Source organism: Tianxiuia mixotrophica, assembly GCF_050596425.1.
Classification (GTDB): Bacteria; Bacillota; Clostridia; order Peptostreptococcales; family Acidaminobacteraceae.
Genome location: NZ_CP192292.1, coordinates 2,410,636 through 2,427,829, shown reverse-complemented (window position 1 = coordinate 2,427,829; position 17,194 = coordinate 2,410,636). Strand labels below are relative to the sequence as shown.

The following is a 17,194-nucleotide window of genomic DNA, read 5'->3' as shown; positions in this document are numbered from 1 at the left end:
TTATAACAGGTCTCTTATTTCTGTAAAATGTATCTTTTCTTGCTCCGTGTCTACTTTTCGCCATAAAAATGGGAATGTCTTATCAACATCCCCATCCTTAAACCTGTTCAAATAGAACCATAAAATCCTTTTAAATTTTAAACACATCAATTTGCTTATTGAGTTCAATAGAGAGCTCATTGAGTCTTTCAGCACTTTTAGCCACTTCTTCAACAGCTTTGGCCTGTTCGTCCATTGACAGACTCACCTGCTCTGTGCCTGCAGCAGTCTCCTCTGAGACAGCTGAAATATTACTTACGATCTCAACAATCTGATCTTTATTGTTTGAAAGTCCATCAAGTTCGTGAGTCACAGTTTCTATTTGACCTGTGATGCCTTCAACAGACGTGAATATCTTGTTAAAGGATTCTGTAACATTTTCAACAGCTTCATTTTGCTCATTAGATATTGTACTCACTTCATTCATAATCTTAACGGTGTCTTGGCTTTCCTGCTGAATGTTTAATATAATATCGCGAATTTCATCAGTTGAACTTGCAGAATCCTCAGCGAGTTTACGAATCTCATCAGCAACGACTGCGAACCCTCGGCCTGCTTCTCCTGCCCTTGCTGCCTCAATGGATGCATTTAAAGCTAAAAGATTCGTTTGTTCAGCAATGCTTGAAATGGTAGCAATAATATTCGTAATAGAGCTTGCCCGATTATTTAGGCTCTGCACCGCATTTATGACCTTGTCATTGGATGCCTTGCTCACATCTGATTTTTCCTTGAGCTCTTTAAGGGCCAATAAGCCCGTTTCATTCATTTCTATTGCCACTTGAGCGTTTGACTTCATTTCGATGCTGTTATCCATAAGCATGCTAAACTTTTCATCTATATCATTGGCAACGCGAGCACCATCTTCAGCATCTCTTGCCGTGTCTTGTGTTCCCTTTGATATTTCCTGAACAGTTGAAGCCACTTGGTCAACTGTGGCATTGGTCTCTTCTGCCATGGAAGCCAAATTGGAAGCTGAGTCCAGCATTTCATGTGATACCTCTCTGGCCTGAGAAATAAGAACCTTAACGCTTTCAGTCATGGCGTTGAGTCCCTCAGACAGAAGCTTGGTTTCATCCTTTGACTTAACGTCAACACGCACAGTAAAGTCACCATTTTTAATTTGTTCTGTAGCGTTTAACACTTTCAAAATAGGTTTGCTGATACCACTGCCGACAATTTTCGAAACCACTAGGGATATAATCACTGCAAAAACTGCAATTGCAAATAAGATTAGAAGAATCATATTTAAGATTTTCAAAACTTCTCTTTCAGGTATGCTTGAGGCCACGATCCAATCATTGTCAAGGTGAGCATAAGCCGCTACAATTTTTTCGCCATTTTTATTTGCATAGCTGGTAAAACCGGTCTTATTGTCATTCATTTCGTCAAGGAGAGCTTTAAAATCACCTTTATCCAGCACATTTTCACCAAAGGCTATCTCAGGGTGAACCATAACACGTCCGTCTGGATGCATTAGGTACAAGAAACCTGTATCAAATAAGACGACCTCTTCTAAGGTATTTTGAACGCTGTCAAGGTATAAGTCCATCCCAACAAGCCCCACTGACTCACCATCAATGATTATTGGCTGGACATGGGATGAAATTAATCCGCCTGCAGCTGATTCATATGGGAAAGTCCATAAGGTCTTCTGATTATCTATAGGCTCGTTGTACCACTCATAGTAATCTTCATAATATGCTTCTCCCAGTGAGGCTTGCTGGTTAAACTTATCATTTTCATCCCGAAGCATCCATGCGTCCACCTCACGGCCAAACTTTTCCACATTGAAGTATACATAGATACTATCTGTCAAATGCGTTTGCTCGCCAATGTTTTTTAGTCTAGGCACAAGTTCATTTCTGTACGTTTCCAAATATCCTGGCTGGGTTTTTGCCTTTTGCAAATCCACTTCAACTGCGATTTCATTCACAATAACACTAACCGCTGACTCCATGTTAAAAAATTCTTGCTGAAAGGCGTTAACTTGAGTTTCCACTTGGCCAACGGCAAGCTTTCGTGACTCTTGCCCAACATTCTGGCTAAGTAGAATGCCCATAATACCTGCAATGACTAACACCACAGCTAAATTTGTCAAAATAATGGACAATGCTATTTTATTTGATAATTTTTTGCTCTTTTTCTTTTGCTTTGGCCTATTATCCATAAATATTCTCCTTTTCAGTTGATTCTGATAAACACCCATATCCCTGCTATCAATTTTTGTTTGTTCATTGAGCGACTTGCAAAATAGAATTCATGAATCCACGTCATGCATATATATATTTATGAATCAAAAATTCTATGTAAGGTATAATAATGTATATGAGATTTTGCAAGTGTCTGAATTATTATAAATGGACTATTACACTCTTATATTTACCCATTAAGCCTGTAAGTAACCTAAATAAGCATCACTCAAGAATGCAGGACATTTAAAAAGCGAGTTACACCCTTTTAATGAGTGCAACTCGCTTTTAAATTTTTAATGCATTCGTAGAAATACGCTTAGCGTCTATTGCCGATGGTTTCCACACATACTGAAATAAAATATGCGTAGGCACCAAGCATTATCCAAGGGGCGCCCATAAAGGACGTCATAACATACAAGAGTATGGTCAGAACCAAAAATCCTGCAGCCACTCTAAAAACGGCCAGTTCAACTGGGTTCAAGCGGTCTTTATCCTTCCAAATTATCCAGAAATAGAAACCGCCCAGAACTATCAGACCAATTAATCCCTTTGTATCAAAGAAAAACGCTTCTAACTGGGTGTTTCTATAATATAAACTTCTTTGAACACCCATCTTTTTTGTGGCTAAAAAGCCGAGCACTGTGCCCCCAATTAATAGGACAAGGCTTAATACTTTTAGTGCTTTGTCGACGATTTTTTTCATAATTAGTTTGAAGCAGGTTCTCCAGTAGCGACTGGACTGCCTTCAGTCTCACTCCACTCTTTCCAACCACCGTCGTACACCGAAACATTTTCCCAACCCATTGCATGGGCATAGAACCAAGTTTCTGAAGCTCTCCAGCCAGTACCACAGTAGAATGAATTCACAGTGTCCATTGAAATATCAGATTTCGCCCAACGGTCAGCCATGTACTCATAGTTTACCATAGTATTGTCTGGTGTTCTATAGTCTTCCATATGCCATGGGTCAGAACCTGCATAACCATATACAGCGCCATCAATACGGCCAGCTGCCTCAATATAGTCATATCCGCTTGTTTCACCTATGTATTCTGCCCAGCTTCTGATGCTTACAAGACGTCCATCCTCTTTGTCAAGAAGTTGTGTCGCTTCATCCATGTCTATAATATACTCAGGCTTCTGTGGGACAGTCACACCGAATGCTTCAACAGGCGTTACTTCAACTCCACCTTTAGCAAGATCATACCCTGCATCTTTCCAAGCCATTAATCCACCGTCAAGAAGTCTAACATCTTCAACACCTGCATACTTTAATATGAGGGCAATTCTTGAAGCCGCTGTAATGTCTTCGCCATAAAGAACAACTGTCTTGTCACTTGTTATACCATTTGAAAGAAGCGATTTCTCAATTTCCTCATCAGACTTTCTGTTCCAAAGTGGACCTTCTTCAAAATCATCCGTGTTAATGTGTGCTGCATTTGGAATATGCGCTTCTCTGTACTTGTCGCCAGGTCCCCAGCTTGCTTCGTAAACAAGCACATCTTCATTGTCCATGTTTTCTTTAACCCACTTTGGATGAACCAGGTAATCGTAGTGTGCCATAGATGCAAGCTCAATAGACTCATCTGCAGCCACTTCAGAAAATTCAGCATCTAATACCTTAACATTTTCATACCCTAGGCCTGTCAGTGCATCAGCAACAAGCTTTGCCGTTTCCACACTGTATCCGTAAGTTACAATTGTTTTGTCCTTAGAGATTGCATACCGGTCCAGCTCTGCTTGTATAGCCTCATCAGATTCAAGCTTGCTTAACCAACTAGCACTAAAAACCGTTGAGCTAACAACATGTCCCCCTCTTGCTTCGTTCTCAAGAGCCCAGCCATTAAATGCATAAGTTGGTCTTGTATCAACTATAAGGTAAGCTTGGTCATTAAAAAGGGTTTTGAAAGTTTCTAAATCCATAACCTTGTCATCCGTCGCTACAGATGCTTCACTTTCTTCACTTGCGTTTTCTGTAGTCGTTTCTACATTTTCTTCGCTTGCTGGTTCGCTGGTGTTTTCTGCCTGTTCTTGTCCTTGCGAGCATCCTGCAAGCATAGAAACCATCATGACCAGTGCAAGCATGATTGTCATTATTTTTTTCATTTTCATCCTCCAATAGTTTTGTTATCCTGATTCTTTTTATCTTATCAAGTGATGCAAAACAAATGAATCACCGGGTCTTATTTTAGCAAACTTGAAAAGCTTTAGGGTATTTGCTTTTTTTATGCACATTGACACATTATGCGTTTTTTCTATACATCTTGTCATAACCGTCACAAAACTATACGTATTGGAATTTTCCCTGTATAATTTAGGTCAGGTCAAACATCGGATGTGACAAGGTTTAATCCATATAGCTAAGTAGCAAGTCTAATATAGGTGAAGAAATGAAAACAAGTAGATATGAATATATAAATGATGAGCAAATGAACCTGATAAAAATAGAGCATGACAAATGCACAGGCTGTGGCGCATGTATGAAAGAGTGTCCCATGCTAAAGGCATATTGTTCTTCCCCGAAAAACCTTCTTTATGCACTGGCCTCTGGAAAGTACTTCAGTGACCACGATCAGGATTCTGATTATATCCAAAATCTTAGAATGCCATTTACATGCACATTGTGTGGCTACTGCGACCATGTTTGTCCAGAAAATGTGAGTCTGAAAAACATTTTCTATGCTTTGAAAAAAGATATCATCCATCATATGGGCTATCCAAAAGCCTTTGGAAAATTGCCCCTGTCATTCCATCAAAATCTCTCTTTTTCCAGGGCCTTTTCATCAAGACCAGTGAAATCAAAAAAGAACGACACAGCCCACTCTAAAAACAGACTCTTTATACCAGGGTGTAGTCCTTCAGCATATAGTCCCAACATTGTCACTTCTGTTTATAAGGCTCTCAATGACCAGTCACCAACAATTTTTCTTAAGAAGTGCTGTGGCAACCCCACCTTAAGTGTTGGCAATATTAAAGAGTTTAAACGCTTCACCCAGCCCTTGGTCCAAGAAGTTAACGCTTTGGCGCCAAGTGAAATTATAGTCCTTTGCATGAACTGCTACAACACATTTAGAAAGCTGTTTCCCACCATTCCTGTACTTACAATATGGGAAGTCTACCTGCGGGATGGTCTACCTTCTCATAGAAGAGGACTTGACAAAGGCTCCAGTAAATTTCCGCCTTTCACACTGCACGATCCTTGTCCAACACGCCATCATGGACATATTCACGAGGCTGTACGACAAGTTCTCAATCTGATGCAAGTTGAATTCTTCGAATATAAGGCCAACAAACATTTGACTGTCTGTTGCGGTTCTGGTGCTATGCTTTCTTTAATCCATACAGACCTATCTGAAGCCCATAAATCAAAAAGGGCCAAGGAGGCTCAAACCGAACATATACTGACCTACTGTCAGGAATGTGCTGAGTCACTCAATCGGTCTGATAAAAAAGCGGTCCATATCCTTGATCTATTATTTGGTGAAATGTCATCCCCAAACTATGAAGGGGGCTTCGAGCAAGAACAGCATACCACTTTAAAAAAATGGATGCATAGACGCATTGTAAAAAGTCGGTCTGATAGCACTAAAAATGGAAATATTGAATAAGCATATAGATCAAAACATAAAATTTAATCCAATCAAAAAGGGCCTTGCCTGCTGGAACATCTCTCAGTGGCATAGGTCCTTTCTTAAATCAAACCAATGGCTTATAAGCCTTTATCATCTTCTGATTTTTTTCTTGCCCATTGAACAATTTTCATATAGACATCAATTAAATAAGGTTCATTGGAAAATGACGAAAGATCATTGACAGGCACCCACTGCACCCCGCTGGTCTCTTCTACATTAACCACAGGAACTTCAGTCTCACTGGCTATTAGGGCATATGATGTGTTTAAATGCAGGTGGGCAGAAACGTATCGCCCCCGCTTCATATGACCATAGACAGGCAGTATATCTATTGAGGCCAGTTTCCTTCTAAAAGGAACAATGTCCTTTAGTCCGGTTTCTTCTTTAGCCTCCTTAAGAGCTGTTTTGAGCATGTCACTTTCACCGTCTGCATGTCCTCCAGTCCATGCCCAGGTCTGATAAATATTGTGGTGAATCATTAATATCTTATCTAGACTTTTGTTCAGTATAAGACCAGAGCTCGTCATATGGGCGATTTCATTTTCCCTCGTCAAAATATTGCTTTTAAAGTGGTCAATATAATTTAAAATGACTCTTTTATCGTTTGCCTCCTGCTCATTGGCAGGGGTAAATGACTTGATTTCTTGATAATACGACATAATAACCAGTCCTTCCCAATCCTCTACCTACTCATTGTAGCTGACAGGTGGATTGAGAATCAAGTAAAAGAATTTAAAACTTTAAGAGTCCACGGCTCCAATATCATTCCACTGGCCAGACTGGATTTGAAACTCCCCAATCTTTTGCTTATCCCTGTAGAGTTTTATAGAGGTTCTCTCACCAGATACATTGGCTAAACTAAGCATAAATTTATTATTTTCATCAATGTAAAGACTTCGAATTTCACTAAGAAGTGCATGGGCTTCAAGGTTTTTTTTCGCCTCTGGTTCAATGATGAATGTCTTGTTTTCTGTTCCCACAATAAAAAAGGCATCAACAGGATGAAGGTCTGCATCATAAAACTGGCGTCCCAGCATAATATCATTGTTGGTCAAATGAATATCAACACGTTTGCCATCTTCAGAAGTCTTTTTAATCCTGAAAACATCGGTTACATCTGCCACAATGGCCTCATAGATGCTATCTTTAGCGTAGTTGTCCTCCAGCTGTCCCACAACCACAGTTGCCCAGCTCGGTAAATTATACCGTCTTGAAGGTTCCAGTCGAAGTATTTTGTGTATATAGCCACCAGCCCTATGTGTGTCAATCTCTTCTTTTGTAAAAGCAATGACTCGGTTCTGATATATATCAAACTCAATGCGCAATGTCTTAGGTGTGTCAATCAAGTTGCAAAATACCATAAGACCATTTTTATTGCGTGTAACCTTTGCAGGCCTTTCGTTAATATAAAATCTTTGTCGACAGGGCCCTATGAGCTGGTTGGTAAAGCTGTCAACAAGCTCAAGAACCAAATCTGTTTTCAGTGTTATTCTTGATCGATCGCTCCAAAATGTTGTCATATCATCACCTGCCTTTAATGGAAATGTCAATTTCTGAAACAGGAGTAACGTCCTTAACCCTTGTTGATTCAACGAAAACTGGGGCAACTTTATAAAAAACACTTAGCTGGTAGGGAACATTTGGGAAATGCCATATCCGCTGTTTTTCTTCAAAAGTCATATTATGTCTGGATATTTCTATGCTTTCATTATAGTCCGACAAGGATCCAACCAATTTGTCAGGTGGAAGTATGGCCTTGTCATAAAGGGACTGAATACATCTGCCCAAGGCTCGCTGGGCATCTATGCCCCTATCTCGTGGATCTGCGTTGGAGTAGGCTGTCAGCATATAGAATAAGGTCAATGACATGGGCGGATACTGCAATTTGCTTGATGACCGCTGTATCCTATCCCTATTGACAAATTCTCCATTTTCCTGCACATCGTATAAGTGCAGACCAATCTTTATATCAGCCTTGTCTCCAGGGGAGCATGCGGCTATCAAATCTTTTTTACGAACAGGCTCAGGCACCAGATCCTCTCTTAAAACATTTATCAGGGATTCTGTGATTTCGGATATAACTGTATAGCGCCCCATTGCATCACTCTCCTATCAGGTGTGGTAGTATTATGACTCGTAATCCATCGAATCTATCATCTAAGTATTCTTGAATATATTGGCTCACAGTATTGAACGGTAGATAGGCCCTCCCATCTTTTAACTGGGCCGGCCCCTTCATGGGCACTTCATCCTCACCGATGACAGCGTTTTGTGATCCCACAGTGATTTCCAAACTCGATTTATTGGCAATGCCTAGTGCCACTTGTGTCTCAGGATTCCACACCGTCTGTCCACCGATCTGATCAAATAGTGACTTAATTCCAATGTAAGTTACGCCTTTTGAGAGATAAGCATCTGGCTTAATAATCACTGTGCCTGTCAGAACATCTGTAACAGACGTGTCTTTTGAAAGCTGGGCGTCTGCAAATTCACCAAGGGCGGCTTCTTTCATCATAAGCTGTGCTGACGCCAAGTCCTGAGCGCCGCTCATGTCACCTTCAAGGGCGGCTTGAGCCTTGGCCTTGTTAAGTAGATCAACCACATCTTCTAAGATGGTCTTTACATCAAACCCTTGAGGGAGGACGGCAAGCATGTCTTGAAGGGCTTCTGCCGAAGCCTTTGCCATTTCACCATTGCCTTCCTGTGCATAGACTTCAACCGCACTGGCCAAGTCAAGAAAGGCTTCAATAAGCTGCAAATCTTCAGGACTTAGAAGCGCTTTGGCTTCTTCTAGGGCGTCCCTTGCCTGACCAAGTTCCTCAATCGCTTTGGTTAAGGCAACCATATCAATAGAATCTTGATCATTAAGACCAGAAGCAGAACTTCCACTGTCTTCTTCATCTGACGAGTCACTGGTCCCGCTTTCATTACCGCTTTCATTACCGCTTTCATTCTCATCAGTGGTCTTACCGGAAGCTTCCTCGTCGCTCGTTCCAGATCCGCCTTCTTCCTGATCGGATTTATCGTCTTGATCATCCGAATCATCGCTGGCGTCATCGCTTGAACCTTGTAAAATTGCATCCACCTTTCCTTGAGCTGTGTCCAAATCACTTTTAGCCTCAAAATAATTGTCTAGGGCTGCTTCAGCGGAAGCTTCGCTGGAAACAATCAATTGGTCAGCTAAGGCTGAAATCTCATTGGCACCCTCCAGATCGCCATTTTCAAGGGCATCGGCATAGGCTTCATTTATCAAAGCCAATTGTGCCTCTTGCTGATCCTTATTATTTAATAGAGCCTGCAGGACAGGATTGTTATCTGCACTCGCTGCCGACAATTGACCTTGTGACTCACCAAGAGCATCCACCAATTCACTGGTCAATTTCGGTTTCATGTCGGTGTCTGGCAATGTTCCCATCAATGTTGTCAGAGCTTCACTGTATTCTGCTAAAACTGCTGACTTATCCGCATCTTCATCACTGGCATCAAGGAGCATGTCCACTAGGTCTTTCCAGTTATCAAGAGCACTTTTTACTGCCTCTGTTTCTTCAGTAAGCATCTCCGAAAGCACAGCAGGACCTTCTCCATTTCTTTTCCCTGCTTCATATTCAAATGATGTCCCTTTTAGGGCTGCCAAGACAGCATCATTTTTAGTGTCTTCCAATGTCGATTCTAAAATGGCCTTGGCCTCCTCCGACTTTATAGGCAGACCCAATGCCAACTGATCTGAAAGGGCTTTTTCCTCTGCTGCGGCTATTATCGCTTCAATATTCCCCGATTCAGCAGCTTGTGCCAGTTTATCCCCTGCACTTTGCGCCACAGCTTCAAGGGGGCTTGCAGGTTCTCCACCGCTGGCCTCGGCCTCAAGGGCACGAATACGTTCTGCTATTTTACCATGTGCAGTCCAGATTTGATCTGACAAGGTCCCATAATCTAGTGTGCCCGCTCGCTCACCAGCATCTGTCAACTTCTTGAGTTCTTCATTCAGGTAGGCCAGTTCCCGATTTATTGTCTCTGCTTTTAATGCATCATCCACAGCATGCACAGCAGACACGTCCACATTTTTATTTTGCCTTAGGGACGCAGCGCTGGCTTCAATAGCATCCACCTTGGCATCCAGACCTTGAAGGGGACCAGAGTTTAGCGGACCAAGGACAGTGTCCAGTATGGCCTTCTTATTACGTGCGGTTGTGTAACCGTCATCTTCATCATCAAGGTTTTTCAGTATTTCAATCTGTTTGTCTCTCTCTGTATCAAGCGGTGCCATACCATCCATAACAATAGGATCAACAAAAGGGTTTAACTGACTAAAAGTCTTTCTATTCCCACTTCCCAGTTCATAGACAGCCCCATCATTTTTAATCCAGTGGGTTAAGCGCAGGCTGTTAATTTCCGCATTTTTAACAACGGTTTCAGAAGTGTCGAGAATATCCCCCACACCACTTCCATTTGTAATGTTAACCCAAAGCCCGCCACTGGTTAGTTCTGATCTGTAATACATTTGATCCTGACCCGAGTCTTCCACTGTTTTTATTGCTGTTTCAACATTTGTTGGGCTCACAGCGGCAAAATCTATAATGTAGGTGCCTATTATTAATGACTTAAGAGGAATATCACCAGCTGCCGGTCGAGCTAAGGCGCCGTAAGTCCCCCAGCCAAGCATTGATGTGAAAACCAGCATTATGATAAATGTTCGAATGAATTTTTTTCCATAAATTTTTCTTGTCATGATGCATCACCTGTTTCAGCCTTTTCTATAATAAGTTGACCACTTGATGGATTCTCACCTTTTTCAAGCCGCCCCGTAAACACTGGTTCATCACCCTTGTAAAACTTTAAAGAGTAGCTCTCGGTGTCTTTAATCACAAAAGTCAATCCAATCAGACCATCTTCAAATTTTGTAATCGGCCATGTGTCACTGGCTGTCTTTGTCTTGTTGTCTGTCTCCTTTATGACCAACTTAAAGCCATCTGCACCAAAATCTTTGGCTGGGATTATATACAGACTGCTAAAGCCTGTCTTGTCATTCTCAACGATCTTATATGTGCCAAAACTCTGCCCGCTTAGGGCATTTATATCAGCTGACTGATCGACAGCTTCAAGCTCTAAAGTGCCAGAGTAATCAGTGCCATCTAATAGAGCCTTGTAAATCAAGGCTTTGTCTTTGTACAGCTTGACCCTCAAAATAGACGAATCGGAAAATAATATTGGCATATGTTCCAGTCTTTTTTTGATTTCCGTTTTGCCTCCGATTTTACGCCCATCTTCCATTTCCAGTTGAAAATGTGTGGCTTCAATAGATGATGGTAGAAACACACCAAAGCTAAACCTGTATTCCGTATAAGGGACTTCAATCACCCATGTCGGTTTGTCCACTTTTTTCTCAAGGGCTGCCGTTCCAAGATCGGCAGATGCAGGAATCGACTGTCCTGAATCATATACTCCAGAGTCAAAATCTATGGCTGTCAGCTTGCCATCAAGGCCACCAACTGTATAGAAATCCAAGGTGTGAATAAACTTATTGTAGTTGACTAAATTGGATAAAGCCGTTGCTTCTGCTGATATAAGGGCATTCTTTGCTGATTCAAGTTCAGAAAAACTTAAAGTGCCCAACTTGTTCTTTTCGAATGCAGATGCATAATTCTCCGTCTCTTGCTCTATGGTTTCAATAGAATCCTTATAAGCCGCTTCCAGCTCTCTAACTGCATCATAAGCGCCTTTAACCTTTTCTTTAAGCTCGGCCCTTGCTGCAGATTCTGTGACCCTTACCTTGTCTCGATCGAGCACTGCTACAAAAAGAGCATACTTCTGATCTTCAAAATACCTTAGAGCAGTATACTCCCCCTGAAACCATCTAAAGGGAATACTAATGGTAAAAAAGAGCAGGTTGATTTTGAAAACGCGGGTCCAGGGTCTGTCAATGTCGTCAAGCATAGCGTTATATGCCGCTAAGAATTTTGCTTTGTTGGCCTTAGATTTTCGAATTTCAGGCATAATTCTATTGACCTTAGACCCATACCGTCCCCTATATATATCAACAAGTTCATCAACCTTTTTCTCAGCCAGCTTCCTTTGCTGGACAATAGAATAAAAGTCGAAATCCCTAGCTGTTGCTGTCCTTACTAGGGGTGTAATGTCATTTCGGTTTAAGTCTGCCATATATAGGTCCATATTGAACTGTGATACGCTCAGCATATCGACGCCGCATTTTCCCGTTAATTTTTCTTTTAAAGAATAGAAGGTTTTTGACTCTTTGGCCAAGAGTTTTTTTAAGGTTTTCGTTGATTCTTTGGCCCCATCCACATCTTCTTGTGTTGCCATACCCTTTTTCAAATCATTTTTTAGTCGTTCCTGGGTCTTTTCTTCTAAAGCCACTTGTTCTTCTAGGCGCTCTATAGTTCTTTGCTGCAGAAGCAAATCAAGATAAACCTGTTGAATTTCAAACTTAATTTTTTGTTGATTAAATGCCAGTTTATGGTTGAGTATATCAATTTCATGATCTATTTTTGGAATTTTCATAATCAGTTCAATTTCTTTTGGCATGGCGTGTTTCTCAGGAAAGGATATGTTAAAGAGCAGGGAGAATCGAACTGTTGATTCTTTTTTTCGAATGTCTCGAAGACCTTCGACAGCCTGCTGTCTTTCCATATTTTTTTTAAGCAAGTCCAGTTTGATTTCTTCAAGGGCATCACTGTTGAGAATAGCCAGCTGTATGGCCTTGTCTAGGCTTATTCTTGTTCCAGCAAAAACAGGCTCTCCAGTGAAGGGAAATATCATCACTTGTAGAGCCAGTGCCACTATTAATATGAGACTTATATATGTACGACAAGCTAAGGTTTTATGATTCATCTGCAATCACCCCGATCTCGTACAAGAGTATTTCTCCTGTTGTCATATTTCTTGTAATTGTAATCAGCAAACCCTCGTATTCATAGGTTTCAAGTGAATAGCTTGAGTCTCCGTCCTTATCGAGAAGTGGGCTGTTCTTTGCCATAATCCAGTCATATTCAGTGAATGGATTCACCCAGTCTGTGGTGAGTTTTGGACCTTGTACCTGAACCTCTGCCTCTTCATCAAGGCTTCCACTATTTATATCCAGATAATTTTGAGCCCCATAAAACACAAAACCATCAATAACAGGGCCTTCATCAGTGACTCTAGATCTTACAGAAAAATTAAAGGGTTCAAAATCTATCACATAATTTGTGCCATCATCTTTTTGTGGAACCGTCTGAGGCGTCACATTAAACAGACTTCCCAGTTCTGATAACGATGATCCAATGAGTGGAACGATGTCAAATTCTCCCCTGTGGAAATTTCCATCATAAAGGGTATTGCCAAGTACGCCGTAGAGAGTCCCTTGACCTTCAAATAAACCGGTTCTAAAACCACCTTCGTAGTAAACACGCCCATTAGGCCTAAAGAGTTCACCACTTCCATCATAGGTGCCACCAGTAAAATCACCTTCGTATATAACGCGACCTTCTTGTGTGTAAAGTTTACCAGACCCATCAAAAAGGCCCTTGTCAAATGTGCCCTTATAGCGCAGCCTTCCATTGTCATGATACATGAGACCTTGCCCTGATGGCAGACCGCTTTCAAATTGACCATCGTACTGAGTTGTGCCTGAAGCCCTATACATTTCTCCATTGCCAGATCGTTTGCCAAGCTCATAAGACCCCTTATAAACTTCCTGTCCATTTTCATCCAGCTCAATGCCAAACCCATGATACAAACCCGCTTGAAAATCGCCCTTGTACATGAGTGTCCCGTCAGGTCTATAAAGCTTGCCTTCTCCATCATAAGCCCCCTGAATAAAACTTCCATCATAGGCCACAAGTCCATTTTCATAGTAGACTTTCCCTCGGCCTTCAAATTGATTGGCTGAAAAAGCCCCTTCATAGACCAAAATTTCTTCCATATATAATTTGCCCTGACCATCATAGAGGTCTTGCTTAAAATCGCCTTCATAGCGCACTAGACCTTCTTTGTCATAAAGGGTTCCAAAGCCCTCTGCAAAGCCATCTTTCATTTGCCCTCTATACAGGCCTCTTCCAGTGTTTGTGACAAGATGAACCTTGCCGGAAAAGCCCTTGACGCGGTCATCCGTTATGGCGTAGGTTGGCACATATAACTTGCCTGCTGCCCACGGCATGATAAAGTATATAAATCCAATGGGCAAAAGGATTAAGATAAGCAACATGATTACGACAAAGCGCTTTGACAGATATTTGCGTCCTAATTTAATATAGGCCTCTTTAGAATCGGGCTTATACATAACAGATTTTTGAATGCCCTTAACAGCACCCTTAATAAACCTTCCCACTCTGTTTTTCAGGAAAAGTTTCTTGCGTATCTGCCTGTATAAGAGCCTAAATGGTCTTAAAACTGCATTTCTCGATACCTTTATGATGTAGTCGAAAAAATTCTGCATAGGAAGCCTCCAAGCGTTTTACCGCGCTTCTTGGGATAGATCCATAAGAACAAGGTCTTCTATCTCGATGTCGTTTTCTAAAATTTCTTCACATTTCATTAAATACATATGTGCGGCAGAGTCATATCTATTGGTTCTTAAAACACGTATAAATGCCTTTCGCGCTTCATTGATATTATTGGCTTCAAAGGCATGTACCCCCTGCTCGAAGTGATTTTTACTGACTTGCTTTAATTGGCGAATGCTTTGAGGATCAGACTCATAGACGTCATAAATGCCCACGGGATCTTCCTGCCCCTTAAGCTTCACATGACCTAAGAACCGCATTTCAAAGCTGTCTGGATTCATTAAGTTGTTATAGGCCGGTTGAGACAGAACAAGTCCAATATCTGTGGCATCTGCAAAAGCTTCAAGGGTCACTGCATGATTGACTTGGTCTGACATCACTGCCGTGGACATCCTATTTTCTTCTCCCACCACACCAATCAAAATAGAACCTTCATGAACACATATGCCTGAGTTCATATTCGTACCGTTTGATCCATTTTCCTTTCGAATTTGTTCTGTTGCACTAATGGCTGCTATGAGGGCCTTATCCAGTGACTCAAATATGCCCACTTGCCCAGAATCCCTAAAGGCGCCAATTGTGCCTTGACCATCCGTAATGCTTTTACCAAAAATACGGTAAGCTTCATTGATATAACTCAAACTCTCCTCTGGTGACATTTCCGCAGATGTTTTGAAAAAGTCTCTTAGGTTCATGTAGACAATGGCCATACTCTGCTGAATTTGGTCACCCAACTCCACTTGAAGGATGTTTTCTTTCCCAAGCAAGTCGAAGAATTTTTGAGGAACAAATTTGAAATACTTCTCATTTAACTTTTGCATGTTGTCTATATACTCTGCAATGGAGACAGACATTTGATTAAAGAGTTTTGTCAGCACCCCTATTTCATCGTTGGAAGTGACATGAATCACTGTTCCCCATTCCCCTTGAGCAACTCTTGAAACTGAATCTGTCAAGGTTTGAAGTGGTTTTAACAGTTTCATGATAAAGAGTATTAACACAACCAATATAACAAGAACAGATCCCAGATTGACCATGAGGAGTCTTCTGTTTTGTTCTCTTAAATATTGAGCATAGGTTTCCTTGCCTGTGCCAATTTCTAAAATGCCGACAATTTCTCCATCTGCATCCAGGATAGGAGCAAGAGCCACAAGCCAATCGCCCTGTATAGTTGACTGCTCACCCACAACAACATGATTTTTATCGAGGACTTCCTCATATAGGGCATAAACTTCATCATTGTAGATATATTCTGCGGGAGACATAGTCTTAATATCACTTACTGCGACATAAAGCCTGTCGCCAATTTTTCTATAGAGCAGTCCGTAGACCCATCTCTCATAGGCTGATGTTCTCAAGGTGTTAAAGTGAGAAAGATCAATAATGGTTTCTTCCTCAAGTGCAACGTATTCAGAACTGCCGTAATCCATGGGGGAGTCAATGGTCTTTAATAGATCCACATCAATTTGATTGGCCTGAAGACTGGCCAAGTGATGGAGTTCAGCAAACAAATCATCTTCAGCCATTTGCCCAAACATCTCATCCGATTGTCTCCAAAGGACAAAACTCATAATCAGCATGAGGGGTATAAAGACGACTGAAAACTTGTACAAAACTGGCTTTCTCTTGGCTGTTATTCGTTTATAGCTTTCGATAAAAATAACCAAAACCAAACCTAGTGCAAATCCGTATAAAGACCGCTTGAGGGCTAGGGTCCGCACTTCGTCCCATCCCTTTATAAACTGGTTGATATAAATATTGTTTCCCTTCAAATTCACAAGAACTTGGACGCCTGTGTTCACATCATTCTGTGTGTAAACCGCAATGTCTCCACTTTCATTCATGGACATGCCACTGACACCTGCATCTCCCCTAATATCCTTCTTAATGTCATAATATAAAGGATTAAATCGAATAATAAGGGTTTCAGGATCCATTTGTATGATTTGATCCCGAATGGCATCATAATAATAAACGCCGACCTCTTCGTTGTATTTCAACTTGTCTGGTAAAGCTATAGAGCTGATAGGGAATATTTTTGTTGGTGTGTCGTCTCCTTCTGTTATAAAAACTTCTCCAGTCATGGTCCTAAACAAATACTTTCTCGATTCTATCATGACCAGTTCATCAATATTTCTTTCATCTTGAAGTATGATTTCATAGATTTCAGTGCTGTTGTTTGCAACAGGATCATAGGCATAAACAAGCGCGCTTTCATGGGCATCATTGGATGCTTTATAGACATATAAAGTACCCTCCAGTTCATTCATGGAGAGCACTTTTTCATATTCGACTGACTGACCTTCTTTTATGTAATCAAACGCCATAACAACAGAATACTGGCTGAAATCAGAAGACAAATAGTCTACGGATTCTTTGGTTAAGTAGTAGTTGGAAGCATTGTACTCAGCAGAGTGCACATAAACGCCACCATCTGTTGAAATCTCAAGTCTTGAATGGGCTTGGAAGCGTCCACCCGCGTCTTCAGGAAACAAGTACTCAAGTAGAATTTTCCCATTTTGGTCCACCTTCATGACACGCCATTCGATAGGCATGTTAATGAGTCCCAACAAGGGCTCTGGGGTGGTTCGTTCCAGTATAAAAACATCGCCATCTTCATCGAGGGCAATGTCCATAATTTCCGAAACTTCCACTTCCGTGTCGTTTAGGGCTGATACACCGAAAAAAACCAGTGCTAAAACTATTGGTATTATAATTTTCCACTTCATACAATCACCTGTCTTTTCTATGTTGTGCGCTTCATTCATTTTATAGGCACTTGAGGGCCTTCCTAAAATAAATATTTCTAAAGATTCCCTTAAAACGGCTTATA

At 41.2% G+C, this 17,194-nt stretch carries 11 protein-coding genes; 1 reads left to right on the top strand and 10 read right to left on the bottom strand.

Annotated elements, in window-relative coordinates; translation table 11 throughout:
• Positions 1 to 130: 130 nt before the first annotated feature.
• The 3 genes from ACQ4KW_RS10490 to ACQ4KW_RS10480 form a co-directional block, all read right to left on the bottom strand.
• Positions 131 to 2,206: a methyl-accepting chemotaxis protein gene (locus tag ACQ4KW_RS10490; RefSeq protein WP_430886491.1), complete on the bottom strand. Its 2,076-nt coding sequence runs from the start codon at positions 2,204 to 2,206 to the stop codon at positions 131 to 133.
• A gap of 341 nt (positions 2,207 to 2,547) precedes the next feature.
• Positions 2,548 to 2,934: a hypothetical protein gene (locus ACQ4KW_RS10485; RefSeq protein ID WP_430886490.1), complete on the bottom strand. Its 387-nt coding sequence runs from the start codon at positions 2,932 to 2,934 to the stop codon at positions 2,548 to 2,550.
• A gap of 2 nt (positions 2,935 to 2,936) precedes the next feature.
• Positions 2,937 to 4,337 (bottom strand): sulfurtransferase, encoded by a 1,401-nt coding sequence (locus ACQ4KW_RS10480; protein WP_430886489.1) that lies wholly within the window; start codon positions 4,335 to 4,337, stop codon positions 2,937 to 2,939.
• Positions 4,338 to 4,621: 284 nt separating this feature from the next.
• Between ACQ4KW_RS10480 and ACQ4KW_RS10475 the strand changes: the two genes are divergently transcribed.
• Positions 4,622 to 5,839, top strand: a complete 1,218-nt coding sequence (locus tag ACQ4KW_RS10475; RefSeq protein WP_430886488.1) for a (Fe-S)-binding protein — start codon at positions 4,622 to 4,624, stop codon at positions 5,837 to 5,839.
• Between the two features lie 101 nt (positions 5,840 to 5,940).
• On the opposite strand, the gene ACQ4KW_RS10470 is transcribed toward ACQ4KW_RS10475, so the two are convergent.
• From ACQ4KW_RS10470 to ACQ4KW_RS10440, 7 genes are all read right to left on the bottom strand, one after another.
• Entirely contained in the window at positions 5,941 to 6,522 is a 582-nt protein-coding gene (locus ACQ4KW_RS10470; RefSeq protein ID WP_430886487.1) for an NUDIX hydrolase, read from the bottom strand.
• 81 nt (positions 6,523 to 6,603) lie between these two features.
• The gene (locus ACQ4KW_RS10465) at positions 6,604 to 7,383 is read right to left on the bottom strand and encodes a hypothetical protein (RefSeq protein WP_430886486.1); all 780 of its coding nucleotides are present in this window, start codon (positions 7,381 to 7,383) and stop codon (positions 6,604 to 6,606) included.
• 4 nt (positions 7,384 to 7,387) lie between these two features.
• Positions 7,388 to 7,960, bottom strand: coding sequence for a DUF4255 domain-containing protein (locus ACQ4KW_RS10460; protein WP_430886485.1), 573 nt, complete (start codon positions 7,958 to 7,960; stop codon positions 7,388 to 7,390).
• Positions 7,961 to 7,964: 4 nt separating this feature from the next.
• Positions 7,965 to 10,589, bottom strand: a complete 2,625-nt coding sequence (locus tag ACQ4KW_RS10455; protein WP_430886484.1) for a stalk domain-containing protein — start codon at positions 10,587 to 10,589, stop codon at positions 7,965 to 7,967.
• The gene (locus ACQ4KW_RS10450; RefSeq protein WP_430886483.1) at positions 10,586 to 12,709 is read right to left on the bottom strand and encodes a TolC family protein; all 2,124 of its coding nucleotides are present in this window, start codon (positions 12,707 to 12,709) and stop codon (positions 10,586 to 10,588) included. The genes ACQ4KW_RS10455 and ACQ4KW_RS10450 overlap by 4 nt, the downstream gene beginning before the upstream one ends.
• Positions 12,699 to 14,294 carry a hypothetical protein gene (locus ACQ4KW_RS10445; protein ID WP_430886482.1) on the bottom strand — a complete coding sequence of 532 codons (1,596 nt, stop codon included), beginning with the start codon at positions 14,292 to 14,294 and terminating at the stop codon, positions 12,699 to 12,701. The genes ACQ4KW_RS10450 and ACQ4KW_RS10445 overlap by 11 nt, the downstream gene beginning before the upstream one ends.
• Positions 14,295 to 14,312: 18 nt before the next feature.
• Positions 14,313 to 17,129 carry an adenylate/guanylate cyclase domain-containing protein gene (locus ACQ4KW_RS10440; RefSeq protein ID WP_430886481.1) on the bottom strand — a complete coding sequence of 939 codons (2,817 nt, stop codon included), beginning with the start codon at positions 17,127 to 17,129 and terminating at the stop codon, positions 14,313 to 14,315.
• Positions 17,130 to 17,194 lie beyond the last annotated feature (65 nt).

Coding starts and splice junctions, on each gene's coding strand:
- ACQ4KW_RS10490 (WP_430886491.1), bottom strand. CDS start 2,206: ATGGATAATAGGCCAAAGCAAAAGAAAAAGAGCAAAAAATTATCAAAT.
- ACQ4KW_RS10485 (WP_430886490.1), bottom strand. CDS start 2,934: ATGAAAAAAATCGTCGACAAAGCACTAAAAGTATTAAGCCTTGTCCTA.
- ACQ4KW_RS10480 (WP_430886489.1), bottom strand. CDS start 4,337: ATGAAAAAAATAATGACAATCATGCTTGCACTGGTCATGATGGTTTCT.
- ACQ4KW_RS10475 (WP_430886488.1), top strand. CDS start 4,622: ATGAAAACAAGTAGATATGAATATATAAATGATGAGCAAATGAACCTG.
- ACQ4KW_RS10470 (WP_430886487.1), bottom strand. CDS start 6,522: ATGTCGTATTATCAAGAAATCAAGTCATTTACCCCTGCCAATGAGCAG.
- ACQ4KW_RS10465 (WP_430886486.1), bottom strand. CDS start 7,383: ATGACAACATTTTGGAGCGATCGATCAAGAATAACACTGAAAACAGAT.
- ACQ4KW_RS10460 (WP_430886485.1), bottom strand. CDS start 7,960: ATGGGGCGCTATACAGTTATATCCGAAATCACAGAATCCCTGATAAAT.
- ACQ4KW_RS10455 (WP_430886484.1), bottom strand. CDS start 10,589: ATGACAAGAAAAATTTATGGAAAAAAATTCATTCGAACATTTATCATA.
- ACQ4KW_RS10450 (WP_430886483.1), bottom strand. CDS start 12,709: ATGAATCATAAAACCTTAGCTTGTCGTACATATATAAGTCTCATATTA.
- ACQ4KW_RS10445 (WP_430886482.1), bottom strand. CDS start 14,294: ATGCAGAATTTTTTCGACTACATCATAAAGGTATCGAGAAATGCAGTT.
- ACQ4KW_RS10440 (WP_430886481.1), bottom strand. CDS start 17,129: ATGAATGAAGCGCACAACATAGAAAAGACAGGTGATTGTATGAAGTGG.